The 18,098-nt window shown below is 73.4% G+C and carries 19 protein-coding genes and 1 tRNA gene; 10 read left to right on the forward strand and 10 right to left on the reverse strand.

Annotated features, from left to right (window positions below; all coding sequences use genetic code 11):
- The first annotated feature begins 46 nt into the window (after window positions 1-46).
- The 4 genes from FH609_RS05595 to FH609_RS05610 all read left to right on the forward strand — a co-directional run bounded on the left by FH609_RS05595 (window position 47) and on the right by FH609_RS05610 (window position 3,148).
- On the forward strand, window positions 47-1,510 hold the full coding sequence (locus tag FH609_RS05595) for an MFS transporter (protein ID WP_139666062.1): 1,464 nt from the start codon (window positions 47-49) through the stop codon (window positions 1,508-1,510).
- Between the two features lie 266 nt (window positions 1,511-1,776).
- The gene (locus FH609_RS05600) at window positions 1,777-2,010 is read left to right on the forward strand and encodes a hypothetical protein (RefSeq protein WP_049575784.1); all 234 of its coding nucleotides are present in this window, start codon (window positions 1,777-1,779) and stop codon (window positions 2,008-2,010) included.
- Window positions 2,011-2,134: 124 nt separating this feature from the next.
- Window positions 2,135-2,207: transfer RNA gene (locus tag FH609_RS05605), tRNA-Ala, on the forward strand.
- A 176-nt stretch (window positions 2,208-2,383) separates the two neighbouring features.
- Window positions 2,384-3,148 carry a MerR family transcriptional regulator gene (locus FH609_RS05610; RefSeq protein ID WP_139666063.1) on the forward strand — a complete coding sequence of 255 codons (765 nt, stop codon included), beginning with the start codon at window positions 2,384-2,386 and terminating at the stop codon, window positions 3,146-3,148.
- 250 nt (window positions 3,149-3,398) lie between these two features.
- Here FH609_RS05610 and FH609_RS05620 read toward each other — a convergent pair whose 3' ends face one another.
- Window positions 3,399-4,325: an aldo/keto reductase gene (locus tag FH609_RS05620; RefSeq protein WP_139666064.1), complete on the reverse strand. Its 927-nt coding sequence runs from the start codon at window positions 4,323-4,325 to the stop codon at window positions 3,399-3,401.
- Complete coding sequence (locus FH609_RS05625; RefSeq protein ID WP_139666065.1) at window positions 4,322-5,215, reverse strand: MurR/RpiR family transcriptional regulator; 894 nt, start codon at window positions 5,213-5,215, stop codon at window positions 4,322-4,324. Before FH609_RS05625 ends, FH609_RS05620 begins: the two co-directional genes overlap by 4 nt.
- Before the next feature lie 162 nt (window positions 5,216-5,377).
- On the opposite strand from FH609_RS05625, the gene FH609_RS05630 reads away from it, so the two are divergent.
- Window positions 5,378-5,710, forward strand: coding sequence for a hypothetical protein (locus FH609_RS05630; RefSeq protein ID WP_139666066.1), 333 nt, complete (start codon window positions 5,378-5,380; stop codon window positions 5,708-5,710).
- A 76-nt stretch (window positions 5,711-5,786) separates the two neighbouring features.
- Here FH609_RS05630 and FH609_RS05635 read toward each other — a convergent pair whose 3' ends face one another.
- The gene (locus FH609_RS05635) at window positions 5,787-6,338 is read right to left on the reverse strand and encodes a CGNR zinc finger domain-containing protein (RefSeq protein ID WP_139666067.1); all 552 of its coding nucleotides are present in this window, start codon (window positions 6,336-6,338) and stop codon (window positions 5,787-5,789) included.
- A 252-nt stretch (window positions 6,339-6,590) separates the two neighbouring features.
- On the opposite strand from FH609_RS05635, the gene FH609_RS05640 reads away from it, so the two are divergent.
- Window positions 6,591-7,124: a TIGR02611 family protein gene (locus tag FH609_RS05640; RefSeq protein ID WP_139666262.1), complete on the forward strand. Its 534-nt coding sequence runs from the start codon at window positions 6,591-6,593 to the stop codon at window positions 7,122-7,124.
- Between the two features lie 473 nt (window positions 7,125-7,597).
- Here the strand turns inward: FH609_RS05640 and FH609_RS05650 are convergent, their stop codons facing one another.
- The 4 genes from FH609_RS05650 to FH609_RS05665 form a co-directional block, all read right to left on the reverse strand.
- Window positions 7,598-8,197, reverse strand: coding sequence for a dihydrofolate reductase family protein (locus FH609_RS05650; RefSeq protein ID WP_139666068.1), 600 nt, complete (start codon window positions 8,195-8,197; stop codon window positions 7,598-7,600).
- Window positions 8,194-9,057 carry a metalloregulator ArsR/SmtB family transcription factor gene (locus FH609_RS05655; RefSeq protein WP_139666069.1) on the reverse strand — a complete coding sequence of 288 codons (864 nt, stop codon included), beginning with the start codon at window positions 9,055-9,057 and terminating at the stop codon, window positions 8,194-8,196. The genes FH609_RS05650 and FH609_RS05655 overlap by 4 nt, the downstream gene beginning before the upstream one ends.
- A 285-nt stretch (window positions 9,058-9,342) precedes the next feature.
- Window positions 9,343-10,005 carry a maleylpyruvate isomerase N-terminal domain-containing protein gene (locus tag FH609_RS05660; protein WP_139666263.1) on the reverse strand — a complete coding sequence of 221 codons (663 nt, stop codon included), beginning with the start codon at window positions 10,003-10,005 and terminating at the stop codon, window positions 9,343-9,345.
- A gap of 106 nt (window positions 10,006-10,111) precedes the next feature.
- A complete protein-coding gene (locus FH609_RS05665; protein WP_226961424.1) occupies window positions 10,112-10,684 on the reverse strand; it encodes a TetR/AcrR family transcriptional regulator in 573 nt (190 codons plus the stop codon).
- Between the two features lie 127 nt (window positions 10,685-10,811).
- Between FH609_RS05665 and FH609_RS05670 the strand changes: the two genes are divergently transcribed.
- The 4 genes from FH609_RS05670 to FH609_RS05690 all read left to right on the forward strand — a co-directional run bounded on the left by FH609_RS05670 (window position 10,812) and on the right by FH609_RS05690 (window position 14,904).
- On the forward strand, window positions 10,812-11,753 hold the full coding sequence (locus FH609_RS05670) for a TIGR03620 family F420-dependent LLM class oxidoreductase (RefSeq protein WP_139666071.1): 942 nt from the start codon (window positions 10,812-10,814) through the stop codon (window positions 11,751-11,753).
- Between the two features lie 290 nt (window positions 11,754-12,043).
- Window positions 12,044-12,949 carry a lysozyme gene (locus tag FH609_RS05680; protein WP_139666072.1) on the forward strand — a complete coding sequence of 302 codons (906 nt, stop codon included), beginning with the start codon at window positions 12,044-12,046 and terminating at the stop codon, window positions 12,947-12,949.
- Between the two features lie 118 nt (window positions 12,950-13,067).
- Window positions 13,068-13,757, forward strand: coding sequence for a peptidoglycan recognition family protein (locus FH609_RS05685; RefSeq protein WP_139666073.1), 690 nt, complete (start codon window positions 13,068-13,070; stop codon window positions 13,755-13,757).
- Between the two features lie 52 nt (window positions 13,758-13,809).
- Window positions 13,810-14,904 carry a P1 family peptidase gene (locus FH609_RS05690; protein ID WP_139666074.1) on the forward strand — a complete coding sequence of 365 codons (1,095 nt, stop codon included), beginning with the start codon at window positions 13,810-13,812 and terminating at the stop codon, window positions 14,902-14,904.
- Here the strand turns inward: FH609_RS05690 and FH609_RS05695 are convergent.
- The 3 genes from FH609_RS05695 to FH609_RS05705 form a co-directional block, all read right to left on the reverse strand.
- Window positions 14,891-15,766: a glycerophosphodiester phosphodiesterase gene (locus FH609_RS05695; RefSeq protein WP_226961425.1), complete on the reverse strand. Its 876-nt coding sequence runs from the start codon at window positions 15,764-15,766 to the stop codon at window positions 14,891-14,893. The two genes, FH609_RS05690 and FH609_RS05695, sit on opposite strands and share 14 nt — an antisense overlap.
- 164 nt (window positions 15,767-15,930) lie before the next feature.
- On the reverse strand, window positions 15,931-16,914 hold the full coding sequence (locus FH609_RS05700) for a helix-turn-helix transcriptional regulator (protein ID WP_193317778.1): 984 nt from the start codon (window positions 16,912-16,914) through the stop codon (window positions 15,931-15,933).
- 177 nt (window positions 16,915-17,091) lie between these two features.
- Entirely contained in the window at window positions 17,092-17,928 is an 837-nt protein-coding gene (locus FH609_RS05705) for a hypothetical protein (RefSeq protein WP_139666077.1), read from the reverse strand.
- Window positions 17,929-18,098 lie beyond the last annotated feature (170 nt).

An 18,098-nucleotide genomic window follows, 5' to 3' on the forward strand; every position in this document is an offset into this window, starting at 1 on the left:
CGACGGGCTCTCGTTACCCGTAGCCGGGCGGGCGCAGGCTCGGGCCATGACCACCACAACCGTCCACGCCGATCGGGCCGCGCCGGCGCCGGGGGCGGGCGACGCCTCGGCCGGCCGGCCGGGCTGGCTGCTCGTCACCGTGCTCACCGGCCAGTTCATGGCCCTGCTCGACGTCTTCATCGTCAATGTCGCCGCCGCCACACTCCGGGAGGACCTCGGCACGTCCGACGCGCGGCTCCAGCTGATCGTCGCGGGCTACACCATCGCCTACGCCGTGCTGCTGGTGACCGGCGCCCGGCTCGGCGGCCGGTTCGGTCCCGGGCGCCTCTACCTGTCGGGGCTCGGGATCTTCACCGCCGCCTCGCTGGCCTGCGGACTGGCCGCGACGGACGGCCAGTTGCTCGCCTTCCGCGTCCTCCAGGGCGTGGGCGCGGCCGCGATGATGCCGCAGGTGCTGGCCCTGATCCAGCGCACCTTCACCGGCGCGGCCAAGGCCAGGGCGCTGACGCTCTTCGCCGCCGTGATCGCCACCGGCGCCGCCGCCGGGCAGATCCTCGGCGGGGTGCTGATCAACGCGGACCTCTTCGGCTGGGGTTGGCGGCCGGTGTTCCTGGTGAACGTGCCGATCGGGCTGCTGCTGTTGGGCGTCGGCCTGTGGGCGCTGCCGCTGGGCCGGTCGCGCGCGGCGGACCGCGCCCGGCCGCTGGACCTCGGCGGGCTGTTGCTGCTCGCGGTGGCGGTGCTGCTGTGCACCGTTCCGCTGGTGCTGGGCCAGGAACGCGGCTGGCCGGCCTGGTGCTGGCTGTGCATGGCGGGCAGCGGTCTCGTGGTGGCGGCCCTCGTCGGCTACGAGTCCCGGCTGGCCGCGCGCGGCGGGGCCCCGTTGATCGCGCCCCGGGTGCTGCGCGCCACCGGGACGCCGATGATCGCGATCTTCCTGGTGATGGCGCTCAACGGCGGGCTGCTCTTCTCGTTGGCGCTGCACCTCCAGGGGCCGGAGAGCCAGGGCGCGCTCGGCTACGGGGCGCTGCGCGCCGGGCTGACGTTCCTGCCGATGGCCATCGGCTTCGGCGCCACCTCGCTGGCCTGGCGCGCGCTGCCTGGCCGGCTGCTGCCTGCGCTGGTGCCGGCCGGGATGCTGCTGGTGGCCGGCGGGATGCTGAGCGTCGGGCTGCTGCTGAGGAACGGGGGCGACGGCGGGGCGGTGATCTTCGTCGGCTATGTGGTCACCGGGGTCGGGATGGCGCTGGCCTACGGGCCGCCGCTCGCCGAGGCGCTGGCCCGGGTCGCGCCGGCGGACGCGGCGGACGTCTCGGGGGTGACGGCGATGGTGACCCAGCTGGGCACCCTGGTCGGCGTCGCGGCCTTCGGCGCGCTCTACCTGGACCGGGCGGCGGCGCGGCTCTCCTCGGCCGACGGCGTGTGGACGCTGAGCCTCGCGCTGACCGCGACGGCCCTGGTCGGGGCGGTCGCCGGGCTGCGCGGCGCCCGGTCGGCGAGCGGCCGCTGACGGGGCGGCGAGCGGTCGTCGACGGGGCGGCGAGCGGTCGTCGACGGGGCGGCGACATCCCGGCCAACTCCGGGCGACGGCGGCGGTCTCCTGGTCTCGATCCCGTCTCCTCTTGGGGGAGGCGGGATCAAGCGGCTTATCGGAAAGCCCATGACATGGCAGAATCGTGGACACGCCGGGCAGCGGGCGCTCCGGCGAGTGACCCGGCGGCGACGGAGGGGTATGCCTCGTGTGCACGGCCCACAACCGAGGGTGGAGCTGACCGTATGGGTGCACACAGCAGGAAGTGCGACTGGTGCGGTGCCGGCACCCCCATCGTGCGCGATCTGCAACCGGTGAACGTCGCCTACCAGTACTGGTGCGTGGAGTGCGCCCGGGCGTTGATCATCAAGGGCGACCCGATCGAGGTCTACCGCGAGTTGGAGGGCGAGCCGATCTACGGCCGCCTCCTCGACGAACACTGCGCGCTCAAGCGGTTCTACTCCTTCGCGAGCGTCTGATCCGCCCGGCCCTGGCCCCCTGGTGGGTGGCCCTACGGATTTGGCAAAGCCCCGGGGTGAGTGTGTAAAGTAGGCACCGCCGCCAGGGAGATCCCCACCGGGGAGAAGCTGGCGGACCAGGCAAGGGGCTATAGCTCAGTTGGTAGAGCGCTTGCATGGCATGCAAGAGGTCAGGAGTTCAATTCTCCTTAGCTCCACAGCAACGCCGAGAGGCCGTCTCCCGCGAGGGAGGCGGCCTCTCGGCGTGGGGGCGTGGCTCGGTCGCGTGGCTGGGGCCTGTCCACCGGGGGTTCGTGCTTGCGCTTTCCGTTGCGGCAACTTCTACGGTCCTGTGGGTGGCCGGAGAGACCGGCCCGGCGAGGGAGGCACCGGCATGGCCTGGTCGATCGCGGAGGTGGCGCGGATGTCCGGGGTGACATCGCGGACGCTGCGGCACTACGACGAGATCGGCCTGCTGCCGCCCGCATGGATCGGAAGCAACGGGCACCGCTACTACGAGGAGACCGATCTGCTGCGGTTGCAGCAGATCCTGCTGATGCGGGAGCTGGACCTGGGGCTGCGCGAGATCCGGGCGGTCCTGGACAGCCAGCTCGACCAGGTGGCCGTGCTCCGTGAGCACCACCAACGGCTGCTCGCGGGACGGGACCGGCTGGAGACGTTGGCCCGTACGGTCGGCCGCACCATCGCCGAACTGGAAGAAGGTAGGGGCAACGGGAAGATGACCAGGATCAACAAGCCGGAGAACCTGTTCGAGGGGTTCCAGGCCCCCTCCGAGGCCGAGGCCGAGGTGCGCGAGCGGTGGCCGCAGGCATGGGAGCAGACCCGGCAGGCGGTCGACGCGATGACCCCCGAGGACACGGAGCGCTGGCAGCGTGAGGTCACGGCGCAGATGATCCGCATGGCGGAGTTCATGGTGGCCGGCAGGCCGGTTTCCGACCCCGCGGTACAGGCCGAGGTGGATGCCAACTACCGGCAGATCTGCCGGTTCTGGACCCCGAACGCGGCCGCGTACAAGGGGGTGGGCCAGACCTATGTCGACGACCCGCGGATGCGGGCCAACTTCGACAGGATCGCCGAGGGTCTCGCCGTCTACCAGCGCGATGCGATGACCGTGTACGCCGACGCCCGGCTGAGCTGACCGCACGCGCCTGAGGCCCGTGCGGAGCTCACCGGCCTCGACGTTCGCGCCGAAGTCCTCGGCGCCCGGCCGGAGTCGGATGCCCTGGTTGAGCGGCCCGGCGGGCCGGGCCTCGTCCCCCCGATCCGCGATCCACGCGTCGGTCGCTCACGCCCGAGCGGCTGGTCGCGGCCGGGGAGATCGCGCGCGCCCTCCGGTCCCGGCCGGACGGCGACTGAACGTCCCCCGGCCCCAGGGGTGCCGGGGACGGCTACGGGATGTGGTGGCCCGCCGCGCGGAACAGCTCGTACCACTCGGCGCGTTCGAGCGGGAGGTTCGATCCGGCGACGGCGTCGGCGACCCTGGTCGGCGTCGTGGTGCCGAGGACCACCTGCATGTTCGCCGGGTGGCGGGTGATCCAGGCGGTGGCGATCGCGGTCGGGGTGACGGCGTACCTGTCGGCGAGACGGTCGATGACCGCGTTCAGCTCCGGGTGTTCGGGCGAGCCGAGGAACACCCGGCCGTGGCCCTGGAACGAGCCCCAGGTCTGCACGGTGATCCCGTTGAGCCGGCAGTAGTCGAGGACGCCGCCGCCGTCGACCACGGTGGCCTGCTCGTGCCCCGCCATGTTGGCGGCGACGCCCTGGGCGACGATCGGGGCGTGGACGAGGGAGAGCCGCAGCTGGTTCGCGACCAGCGGCTGCCGGACCGCGGTGCGCAGCAGGTCGATCTGCCGGGGCGTGTGGTTGGAGACGCCGAAGGCCCGCACCTTGCCGCTCGACTCCAGGTGGTCGAAGGCGCGCGCGACCTCCTCCGGCTCGACGAGCGCGTCCGGCCGGTGCAGTAGGAGGACGTCGAGGTAGTCGGTGCGCAGCGCGCGCAGCGACCCCTCGACGGAGGACACCAGGTGCTCGTAGGAGAAGTCGTAGTGCGGGCCGCTCGGCACGATGCCCGCCTTGGTCTGGATCGTCACCTCCGCGCGCTCGCTCGGGGACAGCCGCAGCGCGTCGGCGAACCTGGCCTCGCAGTGGTGGGGCGCGCCGCCGTAGATGTCGGCGTGGTCGAAGAAGTCGACGCCGGCGTCGCGCGCCGCGCGCACCAGCGTCCGGATCTCGTCGTCGCTCTTCTCCCCGATCCGCATCAGGCCGAGGGCGACGTTCGGAACGGGCGTCCCGCCGCCGAGGTGGATCGACTTCATTCCGGTTCCCTTCGGGTTTGATCGTCGGTGAGGGTACGCCGGAGTTCGGTGAGGCGTCGATGGGCGTCCGCGCTTCGGGCGGGGTCGCCGGCGGCGACGACGACGGCGAGGAGTTCGGCGAGCTGGACGGCGGCGATCGTCCAGCGGGCGAGTTCGGAGGCGGTGCCGACGCAGCGCAGCGTGGCGGCGACCTCGTGCCGGTGGCGTTCGGCGAGTTGGGTGCCGGTGACCAGCACGACGGGGACGCCGGCGCGGCCGGCCCAGTCGATGACGTCGGTGAACTCGCGTGCCCGGCGCGCGGCGTGGAAGAGCACGATCGCGTCCTCGGGCCGGGCGGCGAGGAGTTCGTTGGCGAGGTCGAACCCGGTGGCGCGGGTCCATCGGGCCGGGTAGCCGGCGCGGGTGAGCTGGTCGGCGAGGTAGAGCGCGGCCGCCCCCGAGGTGCCGATCCCGACGGACCACACGGTCCGCGCGGACCGGATCACCGCCCGCGCCCGTTCGAGTTCGGGGCGGTCGATCAACTGCTCGTTGTCGTCGAGGAGTTCGCGCATCGCGCCGTGGAAGGCTTCGGTGACCGCCCGCGCGTCGTCGCCCAGTGCGGTCAGGTGCGCGTCCACCCGCTCGGCCCGCGAGGAACGGGAGCGGTGGGCGCGGGCGGCGACGCGCTTGAGTTCGGGAAGGCCCGTGAAGCCGAGGCTGCGCGCCGCCCGGATGACGCTCGCGTCGCTCGTGCCCGTCGCCTCTGCGATCTGGTTGGCGTTGAGGAACGGCAGTTCGTCGGGCGAGACGGTGACGAGGTACTCGGCGACCGTCCGCTCGGCGCGCGGGAGCTTCGCCCCGTGGGCGCGCAGGCGTTCGGCGAGCGGTTCGTTGGTGACGGTGTCGCTCATGTTCCTGCTCGCCTCCTTCCCGTCCTGCCCGGCCAGGGTATCCACCGGCCGAACGCGCTGCGGGGACGGTGGACAGGCCGGTGAGGTCGCCCTACGGTGAAGTGTCCGCAACAAAAACGACGTGGCTGCTTCGGTCTGCCGTCGACCCCTGAGGAGTGACGTATGCGTCGATCTCGTTTCCCGCTCGCCACGTTGGCCGCCGTGGCGCTCGCCGCCGGGCTGGCGTTCGGCGGTGCGGCGGCGGCCCACGCCGTGGAGTCCCCGGCCGCCGCGTCGAGCGCGGTGGCGCCCGTGGACGTGACCTTCTCGCTGCTCGTCCCGAACGCGCCCGTCACCTTCACCGTCGACGGGAACGTCGTCGGGACGGGCACGACGGACGCCACGGGCCAGGTCAGCTTCAGCTACCTGCCCGAGGGCCTCGCCCCCGGCTACTACCGGCTCGTCGCCACCACCAGCCACGGCATCTCGTCGAGCATCGGCTTCGGCGTGCGGTGAGCCGCGTCGCCGCGCGGCGGCAGCGCGACGCGGGGGGACTGCGCGGGAGCGCGTGGGACGCGTGGGAGTCGCGGGGTCAGGCCGTGGCGCGCGACTTCCGGCGTTCCCGGTACGCCTTCGCCTTGACGCGGCTGCCGCAGGTGGCCATCGAGCACCACTCGCGGCGGCGGCCACGGGAGTGGTCGAGGTAGACCTGGGTGCACTCGGGCCGTCCGCACTCGCGGAGCAGGCGCGCGCGTTCGCCGCCGACGATCTCGATCGCCTCGCGCGCGAGGTGCGAGAGCGCCTGGCGCGCGCTCCCGGCGCGCGACCAGCCCGCCGCCGTCAGGACGGGCCTCGGCGGCGGCTCGGCGGCCGTGGCGTTGACCGTCGCGATGGCGTCCGGTGGCAGCGCCCGCTCGTGCAGTCGCGCCCAGACGAGGGCGTAGATCGCCTCCCGCAGCTCGATCGCCGCCGCCAGGTCCCGTTCGTCGGGTGCGGCGCCGGCCGGCAGCAGGTCGGACTCGACGAACCAGGTGTCGAGGTCCGCCGGGGTGGTCAGCTTCTCCGTCGGCTCGTCGTTCCGGCGGGCGCGCAGGGTGCCGACGAAGTCGAGGGCCGGGGCGCCACACGGGAAGGCATGGATCACGTCACCACCCTGACAGGTAACCTGGCGGCGATCAACCTGGCGGCGATCAACCTGGCCGCCCGCTCGCCGGTGACGCCGCCCGGGAGGGCCCGGCTTCCGTCCGATGTGGCAACCTTCTGTGGCGGACGGGCGTCTGAGCGGGAGGGAGGGGGGCGTTGGTCTCCACCCGTGCGTCCGCCGTCACGGAGCGATGCCGTCGGGTGGACGGTGTCGCTGGTCGCTATCGAGGAGTTGCCCTACGCGATGACCCACATGGATACGCAGAGTCACGGTGAGGGGCCCCGGCCGGGTGGTGCCGTCCCGGGGGTGGCCGGGGGCGTCCCCGCCGGGGTTCCGGTCGACGCTCAGGGCGCGGTTCCGGCCGGGGCTCCGGCGGACGCACTGCCCGAACTGGAGAAGGTGGACGCGGGCGGGCGACCGTTGGGCTCCCGGGCGCCGGCGTTCGTCAGGAGTCGCCGCACCCTGCATGTCGGTTGGCAGGTCGGCGTGTTCGTCGTCGGCCTGGTGGTCGTGGTGACCGGCGTGATCCTGCTGCCGCTGCCGGGGCCCGGCTGGCTGGTGATATTCGCCGGGATGGCGATCTGGGGCACCGAGTTCGTCTGGGCTCAGCTGGTGCTGCGCTGGACCAGGCGGAAGGTCACCGAGGCGGCGCAGCGGGCCCTCGACCCACGGGTGCGCCGGCGCAACCTCGTGCTCACCACGATCGCCCTCGTCATCTGCGGCGTGCTGCTGTCGATCTACCTGTGGAAGTTCGGCATCGCGATGCCCTGGAGCATCGACGACTGACCCGCCGCGCCGGTGGGCCGCCCGGCCGAGGACGAGCACTCGGTCAGTTGGCCACACGAACTCAGGTCACGGCTCTACTCGGTGGCGGCGCGTCAGGAACATCCGGGCATGTCGTTGTCGCGTGAGTTCTCCCGTGGACATCGAGATCTGATGTACGGCCGTGTACGGCCGTCGAGGATCGGTGCGGTTGCTGCTGGCGCGTCGGTGTCGTTGTCGTCGCTGGTGGTGGATGGTGCGGGGCGTGAGGTCGAGCCGGTCAGCGGCTGTCTCCGGGGCCGTCTGCTGGGGGATGTGAGCCCGTTGACGTGTCGGAGTCACGCGCACGACCCGCTGCGCTGGTTCCGGGTGTTGTTGGACCGTGGATGTCGGCTGGGGACAGGCCACGGAGGCGGAGGCGGCCGCGAGGGTGGGCCGGTCTGGCGCACGCGCCGTGGGAGCCGCGTCCGCTGACCTCGATGCCTTGGGCGGCCGGCTCAGCGGACCCGGTCGTAGACCATGGCGATCTCGCCCAGCTCGCCGGTCTCCTGGTGGGTGAGCTTCCACTTCGAAGCCGGCAGGCCGTCGTCGAACAGCCGCTGCCCGTCCCCGGCGATCTCGGGGAAGATCATGAGGTACAGCCGGTCGAGCAGATCTGCCGCAAGGAGCGGCTTGATGACACTCGGGCAGCTGTTGACGAGGATGTCGCCCTCGCCGGTGGCCCTGAGTTCGGCAACGACGTCGGCCGCTGGGGCGTTCACCACGCGGGTGTGTTCCCACGGCGCTTCGGTCAGTGTGGTCGAGAAGACCACCTTTTCCGTGTCCACCAGCCACTTCGCGTATCCGCGGTCGCGCGGATCGGCGTTCTCGTCCTCGGCGACCGTCGGCCAGTAGCCCAGGAATCCCTCGGCGTTGATCCGGCCGAGCACCGCCGTCGTCGCGCCCTCCCAGATGCGGGTGAGTTGGCCCCGCGCGACCTCGGAGGTCACATACGGCGCGAACATGCTGAAGTCGCTGGGCCCGCCAGGACCGTGGTAACGCCCGTCGAGGGAGAGGCTCAGGTTCGCGGTCACCCTGCGTGCGGTCGGGTCAGTCATCGCGTGCTCCTTGTGTTGGTGCTGTCGGTGCTGTCGGTGTCGTGCGGGTCTGCGTCGAGGGTCGCTGCGAGCGTGTCGAGGCTCTGGCCGAAGCCGATCTCGATGCCTGCGATGAAGTCAGCGGAGTCGATGGTGCTGTCGGTGATCCGCCAGTGGACGTCGAGGTCCGTGCCGGTCCCGGTGGGCCGCAGATCCAGGGCGACGTGGGCGGTGAAGGCGAGGCCGCCGTCGGGAAGCTGCGGGGAGAGCCGGTAGGCGAGGTGCTCACCGGGGCGGACGTCGTCGATGACTCCCTCCGCGCGCCCGGCGACCAGGTCGGAGCCGTCGGCGTCCTCGACATCGCGGTACTCCTGGACGATCCGCCCGCCTTCTCGCGCCTCGAAGACGAGCTCGGATACGCGGAGGTCGTGGGGCGTCCACCATCGGGCGAGCAGGGAGGGCTCGGTCAGGTGGCGCCACACCAGCTCGGGGTGCCCCGTCAGCGACCGGCGGAAGCTGAACGAACGGCCGTCGGCCCACCCCGGCTCCTCCGCGGCGAGCCGCTCCGCGTGGAGGCTGGCCCCGTAGCGGTCGTAGGTCTCGCGCGGGCCCCCGGCCTGCTCCGCGGTGTCGGCGAGCCGGCCGAGCGCAGCCGCCAGGTCCCGCAGGGGGCCGGGCCGGAGCGCGTAGATGCGGCGCTGGCCGGTGCGCTGGGAGGTGACGACGCCCGTGCGCTCAAGGGTCTGCAGGTGCTTGGTCGTCTGCGGCTGGCGCGCCTCGGCGAGCTCGGCGAGGACACCGACCGGGCGGGGCCGCTCGGCGAGCAGGCTCACGAGCCGCCAGCGGGCCGGGTCGGCCAGTGCGGTGAGGAGTGCGTCCATGGCGACGAGTATTCCCCGCAGAGAATATTCGTGTCAAGGAATATATTGCTGTCTCGTCGGAGCGGCCCCAACCGGAAGGTCTCCCAGCCGTCACGGAACGGCACCACTGGGCCGCAGTGACCAGCGGGCCCCGACTCCGAGTCGCATCAACGAACGGCGTTTCAAGGGTGTTTACCTACGCGACCAGGAGATGAGCCTGCGCGACATCGCCAAACATCGGGCGCCCCCGGCAACCGAGTTGGTGCGGAGAAGGCCGAGGGGGAGCACTCCACCGAGGTGGAACGCTCAGCCGAGGACGAACGGGAGCCGGGCGGCGAGCGGTTCGCCGAGGGCGGCCCGTTCGCTCGCGGTCGGCGGGCGGCGGCCCGTGCCGACGGTCAGCGCTGCGGCGTCGGGGAGCGAGGCGGGGAACGTGGCGCCCGCGATCCGTTCCAGCGCGGCCCGCGCGGCGGCCAGGGCGTCGGCCGGGGGCGGGGCGGCGGCCGGCCGGTGGGCGGTCAGGTCGAGGTGGTGGAGGGTCCACTCCAGCACATAGGCGCCGAGGTAGTCGCCGACGGTCAGCACCATGTCCTGGGTGGCGACGCGGGCGGCCGGGTCGGCGAGCGCGGCGGCGCGGCCGGCGGCCGAGCCGACGTCGTCGAGGTGGAACCTGAGCAGGCCGGGGTCGCCGTAGGCGGCGGCCAGCCGGGGGATCAGGGCGTCGAGCGGGTCGTCGCCGGTGGGGGGTTCGACGAGTTTCCAGTAGCTGTCCGCGTCGGCGGTGGGCTCGCCGGCGGCCGGGGTGGCCAGGGTGATCAGGACGTCCTGGGCGTCGATCACCAGATGGCACACCAGGTCCCGCACCAGCCAGCCGGCGCAGCCCGAGGGCAGCGCGAAGTCCTCGTCCGGGGTCTCGGCCACGGCGGCGAGCAGCGCCGACCAGGAGCGGTCGAAGAGCGAGCGGTCCAGGGGCGCGCGGTCCAGGGGTGCGCGGTTCAGGGGTGCGCGGGGGTGATCGTCCACCGGTGCACGGTAGGCGGCTTGGCGGGCGGCGGACAAGCCGGTCGAGACGGCCTCAGCGGGCGAGGCCGGTGAAGAGGTGGTCCAGCAGCCGGGGCACGCGGTCGGCCGCGTCCGGCGGGCCCTGTTCGTGGGCCCAGCTGACGGCGGAGATCAGCAGGAAGAAGTCGGTGGGCGTCACCTCGGCCCGCACCGCCCCCGACTCCTGGGCGCGGCGCAGGAGTTCGACGCCGATCTCGCGCATCGCGGCGCAGGAGGCGTGGAGTCGGGAGGTCTCGTCGTGCAGCGGCTGGGAGACCTCGCCGGTCAGGCCGCGGAAGGTGGTGGTCGCGGTGACGAACGCGAGGGTCCACTCGGTGAGCGCCTCCCTCGGCGGGCGGTCGGCCAGCAGCGCCCGCCCGGTCGCCGCCAGGGTGTCGAAGCGTTCGCGGAGCAGCGCCTCCAACAGGTCCTGGCGGGTGGGGAAGTGGCGGTAGAGGGTGCCGATGCCCACGCCTGCGGCGGCGGCGATCTGTTCCAGCGAGGCGCCGGTGCCGTGGGCGGCGAACGTCGCGCGCGCCTCGGCGAGCAGCCGTTCGCGGTTGCGTTGGGCGTCCGCGCGGCGGGGGCGCGTCGTTCCCTGGCTCACTCCTCCACCTCCGTCCGCTCCCCGGTCTGGGCAGGGGAGGCTGCCGCTCGTAGGATAGGCCGTCGGTAAGCGGAGGCTGGCTCCGCTTACGGGTGCCGCCTCGGGCGGCGGGCGGAGGCGAACGGCCATGACGGGCACGCAGTTCGACGGCGCCGGCGACCGGTGGTGGACGGCGGAACGGACGCGGCTGCGGCTGGGCCCGTTCGGCGTGTGGATCGCGCCGGCCACCCTGTTGGCGACGCCGGTGGCCGTGCTCCGCGCGCAGCTGCGCCGGATCGAGGGGCTGGGCTACGGGTCGTTCTGGACCGGGGAGCCGCCGGCCGCCGACCCGCCGGCCGGGCGTGAGATCTTCAGCCTGCTCGCGGTCGCGCTGGCGGCCGGCGACCGGCTGGTGGTGGGCAGCGGGATCGCCAATGTGACGGCGCGGGGGCCGCAGGCGACCCAGACCGGCGCCGCCACCCTAGCCGAGGCGTACCCCGACCGGCTGGTGCTCGGCCTGGGCGGCGCGAGCGGGCCCCGGCCGCTGACCGAACTCCGGGCGTATCTCGACGCGTTGGACGAGACCGCCGCGCACGCGCTGCCCGGGACGCGTCTGCCCCGGGTGCTGGCCGCGCTCGGGCCCAGGGCGCACGAGCTGGCGGCGGAACGGGCCGACGGGGTGCACCCGTTCCTCCAGCCGGTCGCGCACACCGCGTTCGCGCGGCGGGCGTTGGGGCCGGGGCCGCTGGTGGTGCCGCACCAGGCGCTGACGCTGGAGCGCGAGCCCTCGGTGGCCAGGGAGTCGATCCGGGCCATCCGGCGGATGGGGGAGGCGCGGCGGTCGGGCGTTCTGAACGCCTACTCCCGCAGCTACCTCCGCCTGGGCTTCGGGGAGGCCGATCTGGCGGACGGCGGCAGCGATGCGCTGGTGGACGCGATCCTGGCGCACGGCGAACCGGCGGCCGTCGCCGCCCGGCTGAGGGAGCATCATGCGGCGGGGGCCGACCATGTGCTGCTGCACCCGTTGACCGCCGACCTGCCGTCGGCGGTGGACGCGCTGGAGCGGCTTGCGCCGGAGCTGTTGGGCTGATCTGCCGGACGGCGCAACGGAGTTGACGCGCGGTGGGTTCGGGGCGTGCACGGGGGCGGGCGCGGGGCGGATGGTAACGGTGGGGTGGCGCTCGGTGGCGGGGCGGTGAAAGTTCCCTGACTCGGGGGCGCGTTGGTGCAGGCACGCGCGTTTTTCACTGGATCAGACCGGTGGGATGCGCCGGAGGCTCTTCCTGTGGGCCGGGTCTACGTGCGTAAACTGGTATCTGACGTGCTCTCGTCAAGTGCAGCTGATCCGTACCATCCCCCTCGATGCCTCAGGAGTCAGTCATGCTCTTCTCACGATCCCTCACTCGCCGCGCGCGGTGGCGTCTGTCCACCGTGGGCGGCGTCTTCACCGCCGTGTTCGGACTGCTGCTGACCACGCCGTCGGCGGCCTCCGCCGCCGAGACCCCGGCCGGGCCGAGTGAGATCCCGGCGGCCGTCGGCACGTTGGCGGAGGGCGAGGCGTTCATGGGCGCGGGAACCGCGATCCACGAGGGCCGGGCGCTGGAGGACGCCGAGCTGTCGCTCGCGCCGATGGACACCACGGGCGTCCAGGGCATCGACGTCTCGCACTGGCAGGGCGCCATCAACTGGACCTCGGTGCGCGGCGCCGGCATCCAGTTCGCCTGGATGAAGGCCACCGAGGGCACCAGCTTCAAGGACTCCCGCTTCAACACCAACTACCCGGCCGCGCACGGCGCCGGCGTGATCAGGGGCGCCTACCACTTCGCCCGCCCCAACGTGTCCAACGGCGCCACCCAGGCCAACTACTTCGCCTCCAACGGCGGCGCCTGGTCACGCGACAACCTCACGCTCCCCGGCGTGCTGGACATCGAGCACAACCCCTACGGCGCGATGTGCTACGGCCTGAGCCAGAGCCAGATGCGCACCTGGATCAACGACTTCTACAACACCTACAAGTCGCGGACCACGCGCGACATCGTGATCTACACGACCGCGAGCTGGTGGAACACCTGCACCGGCAACTGGTCCGGGATGTCCGCCAAGGCTCCGCTGTGGGTGGCGCACTGGACGACGGGCAGCCCGACCATCCCGGCCGGCTTCCCCACCTGGACGGTCTGGCAGTACACCGCCACCGGGCGGGTCGGCGGCGTCTCAGGTGACGTCGACCGCAACAAGTTCAACGGGTCCAGGGAGCGGCTGCTGGCGCTGGCCAACAACACCGCCTGACGGGGTTGTTGGTCCGCTCCCTCCTGCGGCGGGGCCGGCATCGCCGCCGGCCCCGCCGCACATCACGGCCTCCCCTCACCCGCCCCCACGTCCCGCAGCAGAGCCAAGGAGTCCCCCCATGGCACGTGACTTCACCGTCGGACGTCGCACGCTCTTCACCGCCGCCGCCGGCATCGGCGCGGCCGCCGCCGTTCCCGGCGTCGCCCACGCCGCCCAGCGGTCCTCGTCCTCGTCCTCGGAACCATCCCGGGCCCAGGTGGCCGAACCGCCCATCGACTCCACCGCCACCTGGGGCGCCCGCTCGCCCGCCGGCTCGATCTCCACGCTCAACTACACGCCCAGCATGATCATCGTGCACCACACCGTGAGCGAGAACTCCACCGACTACTCCCGCGCCCAGGCGCACGCCCACAGCCAGTGGGTCCAGGACCTGCACATGGACGGCAACGGCTGGGTGGACACCGGCTACAACTTCCTGGTCAGCCGGGGCGGTTACATCACCGAGGGCCGGCACCGCAGCCTGGCCACGCTGCGCGGCGGCAGCAGCTTCGTGCTGGGCGCCCACACCTCGGGCCAGAACGACGCCGGCATCGGGATAGCCAACGAGGGCGCCTACCACGACGGGGCCACCCCGCCGGCCGCCCAGTGGAACGCGCTGGTCCAGCTCTGCGCGCACGCCGCCTACCAGTACGGCATCGACCCCTACGAGATCTACGGGCACATGGACTTCGGCAACACGCTGTGCCCCGGGATCTTCCACGACATGCTGCCCCAACTGCGGGACGAGGTCGCCGGGTTGCTGGGCTGAACGTCGCCGGGCTGAACGGTCACGCCCGCGCGGGGGCGTAGGCTCCGGGGCCATGGAACGCCGACCCGGGCCCCGGCCCCGCGCCCGTGACCTCGGGCTGGTCGTCGGGGGCCTCGACCCCGGGCCGCTCGACGCGATCACCGACGTACCGGGCGTGCGCGTCGGCCACACCACCGTGCGCCGGGAGCCCGACGTGCACACCGGGGTCACCGCCGTCGTCCCCGAGGGCGTCGGCCCGAACACGCCGCTGCCGGCGGGGGTCTTCACCGGCAACGGCTACGGCAAGCTCGTCGGCACCACCCAGCTCGCCGAACTCGGCACGCTGGAGACCCCGGTGCTGCTCACCTCGACGCTGTCCACGTTCCGCGTCGCCGACGCCCTGGTCGGCTGGATGCTGGAGCGCCCCGGCTGCGAGGACGTGCGCAGCCTCAACCCGGTGGTCGGCGAGTGCAACGACGGCCTGCTGTCCGACATCCGCGCCCGGCCGGTGCGCGAGGAGCATGTGCGGGCCGCGCTGGACGGCGCGGCCGGTGGGCCGGTGGCGGAGGGCTGCGTGGGCGCCGGGACCGGCACGGTCGCGTTGGGCTTCAAGGCCGGCATCGGCACCGCGTCCCGCCGGCCGGCGCTGGCTGGCCGGCCGGTCACGGTGGGCGTGCTGACCCAGGCCAACTTCGGCGGCACGCTGCGGGTGCTCGGCCGCGCCGTCACGCCGGGCTCGCTCGGCCTGGGCGGCGAGCCGGCGCGGGGCGCCTCCGCCGGGCCGGCGCCGGCCGCCGAGCACGGCTCCTGTGTGATCGTGGTCGCCACCGAAGCCCCGCTCGACGCCCGGCAGTTGACCCGGGTGGCGCGCCGCGCCGTGTACGCGCTGGCCCGGGTCGGCGCGGCCTACGGCCACGGCAGCGGCGACTACGCCGTGGCGTTCGGCACCCGCCCGGCCGGCGGCGCGCCGGTGCCGGACGCCGCGCTGGGCCCGCTCTTCGAGGCGGTCCTCGACGCGGTGGAGGAGTCCGTGCTCAACGCCCTGCTGGCCGCCGTGACCACCACCGGGTTCGGCGGCCACACCGCCCCGGCGCTGCCGGCCGACCGGCTGCTCGCCGCGCTCCGCGCGCCGGGCCCACCGCTGACCCCGCCCGCTACGGCTGGGTGAGCGACTGTGGGTAGTCGGTGATGATGCCGTCCACGCCGAGGTCGACCATCCGCCGCATGGCGCCCGGCTCGTCGACCGTCCACACGTTGACCTCGTAACCCAGGTCGTGGAGCCGGTCGACCAACGCCTGGTCGGTGACGGTGTACTGCGGGTTGACCTGGTCGGCCCAGCCGGCCAGGTCGGCCAGTTCGGCGCCGGTCGGCACCTCGGCGTCCAGGAAGCCGACGGGAACGTCGGGCAGCAGCGCGTGGAACTCCCGCAGGTCGTCGATCTCGAACGACTGCACCGCCAGGTCGTCCCGGGTCCTGGCCGCCGCCTCGCCCGGGTGGTCCAGCAGCGCCTCGGCCAGGTCGGCCGCCAGCCCCTCGTACTGCTCGCACGGGCTGATCTCGGCGAGCACGTTCGTCCTGCCGCTGGTCAGCGCGAACACCCGGTGCAGCGGAACGATCGGCTCGCCGGCGTAGGAGTCGTGGAACCAGGAGCCGGCGTCCAGTTGGCTCAGCTCGTCCCAGGTGAAGTCCGAGACGCGGTAGCTGTCCCGGCCGGGGAAGACCTCCTCGACGTCGGTGGTCCGCTCCAGGGTGCAGTCGTGGAAGTTCACCAGCCGCCCGTCGCTGGTGCGTTGGACGTCGATCTCCACATAGTCGGCGTTCTGCTCGATGGCCAGCTCGATCGCGGCCTCGGTGTTCTCCGGCGCCATCCCCGACGAGCCCCGATGGGCGATCACATCGGGCCCGCCCCGCTCGTGCGTCCCGGTGCCGCCGGTCGCGGGCTGGGCGGCCGCCGGCGTGCCGAGCAGCGCGGCACAGCCCGCCGCGGCGGCCAGGCCCACGACACACGCCCTCACGCTCCGTGCGCTCACGCGTCCCACCTGTCACCTCCTGGTGTTGGTTCGCCTGGGACGCTGCCGGTCCCGGGTGACCACAGGTTTGCCCTGAGCTGGCCCGCGCCTCACCCCAGGGTGACGAAAGGGACGAGAACCGGCCACCCGGGCGCGTTCGGCGGGGCGCCTTCGGCGGCGCGGGGTCAGCGGGGGGAGTGCGGGCCGAGCAGGCCCAGCTCGGCGGCCAGCACCCCGGCCTGGAACCGGGAACGCGCGCCGAGCCGCGCCATGATCTCGGCCACGTGGCGGCGGTAGGTCCGCACCGACATGCCCAGCTCGCGGGCGGCGGCCTCGTCCGTGACGCCCTCGTTCAACGCGCGCAGCACCGCGCGGGCCAGCCGCGAGCCGCCCCGGCCGTCGAACTCCAGCGAGGCCAGCGGCGAGGAGCGGTGCCACAGACCCTCGAAGAGCGACTGGAGGGTGCCCACCAGCGTGGGCTCGCTGACCTGCGCGGCGTGCTGGCCCAGCGGCGACTCCACCTGGATCAGCGCGGTGGCGCGGTCGACCAGCAGCAGCTGCATCGGCGGCACGGCGACCCGCCGCCAGGAGTCCGGGAGCGCGCGCTCGCGCGGCGCGCCGGCGCCGGCGTGCAACACCCGCACGCGGGGCGCGCCTTCGGGGCGTGACTGGACCCGGTGCAGGGCGTCCCCGATCAGCCCGCCAAGCTCCTCCTCGGGCGCGATCACCGCCGCGAGGCTGCGCCGCGCCGTCCCGCAGAGCCGGTCGATCCGGCCGGCCAGGCCCGCCTCGTCGGGGGCGAGGGGAACGATGGTGCCCTGGCCGGAGCGCAGGTCGCGGTGGCGGCTGACGATGGTGTCCAGCAGGGTTCTGACCTCGGCCAGCGCCGAGTCCAGGTCCTCGACCTCGTCCGCCTCGTCGGGCGCGTCGGCCCGCAGGGCCGCTTCGCGGCTTTCGCGGACTTCGAGGGCTCCTCGGGTTTCTTGGGCTCCTTGGGCTCCTTGGGTTTCGCGGGCTCCGTGCGCTCCGTGGGTTTCGGGTGCCCGGTCGGCCCCGTGGCCCGGGTCGGCGGCGGCCGGGTCGCCGCCGGGAACGGCCGGGCCGGCCCCGGGCCCGGCACCGGTCGAGCGGCCGGCGGCATGGGCGGTTGAGAGGTGGTTCGTTCGCATGGCAGTCCCCTTGGGTCGTCCCCCGGTGCGCCGAACGCTCCGAGTCCCTGGCGGTGTCGATCCCCTGCGGTGTCTGTCGTCCGTCGCGGCGTTGTCCCGCCCTGTGCGGCGTCGCGTCTCGCTGCGTCTCGCTGCGCCGAGCCGCGCCGAGCCGCGCCGCATCGCGCCTCGGCGGGGTCAGAGGTCGTCGACGGGCAGAACGCCCAACTCGGCCGCTCGGCGGCCGGCCTGGAAGCGTGAGGTGATGCCCAGCTCCTCCATGATCTGGGCGACCTTCCGGCGGTAGGTGCGCAGCGAAACCCGCATCCTGCGGGCCGCCGCCTCGTCGGTGAGGCCGTCCCGCAGGCAGCTCAGCACGCCCTGCGCTGGCTCGGCCCGCAGCCGGGCGACGGCGCCGTGGAACTCGCGGAGCGGGCGGGCGGTGTTCCAGGTGCCCTTCAGCAGTTGGCAGGTCACGCCGACCATCGACGGGTCACGCACCAGGGTGGGGCGCTGACCCGGGGCCTCGGCGGGGGGAACGATCAGGGCGAGCGCGCCGTCGATGAGCAGAATCTCCCGTGGTTCGCCGGCGTCGACGCGGATCTCGCAGCCGCCGGCGGACAGGCGCAGCAGGCGCGCGCGGGAGGCGCGCACCGCGTGCGGGCCTAACAGGACGCGCGCCGGTACCCCCCGGGCCCGGGCCGCCTCCAGCGCCCGCAGCCCGGGCGCGAACACGGCCGTCAACTCCGGGCGGCCGGCGGTGGTGACCACCACGAAGTGTTCCGCGTGATCGATCAACCGCCGTGCGGTGGCGGCCAGTTGGGAGGGGTACAGGTGGCGGACCGCGGTGGGCCTGGCGGGTTGGCGCCGCCGGGCCGAGGCGGCGGTGGCGATCAGCGCCGACGCCTGGAGCAGGGTGTGTTCCACGGAGCGGGCGTCGCGGGTGTCGCGGATGTCGCGTGCGTCGCGGCCGTCGATGGGCAGGGCGTCGTGCGGTGTGGTGCGTTCTCCGTTGGTGTTCCCCAGAACAGACACGTAAGGATTCCCCGTTCGCGTCAGGGCATCGCCGGCCCTGGGCGGCGCGCGCTGAGCCGCGCCCCAGGGGCACCCTGACAGGACGTGGGAGATCGCGAGAGCCCGACCGGAGGGTGTCCTGGGACCTGAGGTCCCCGGGAATGAGCTGGTCAGGCACGCTGTCAGGCCAA

Source organism: Streptomyces sp. 3MP-14 (assembly GCF_006334905.2).
In the GTDB taxonomy this organism is placed as follows: Bacteria; Actinomycetota; Actinomycetes; order Streptomycetales; family Streptomycetaceae; genus Streptomyces; species Streptomyces triticirhizae.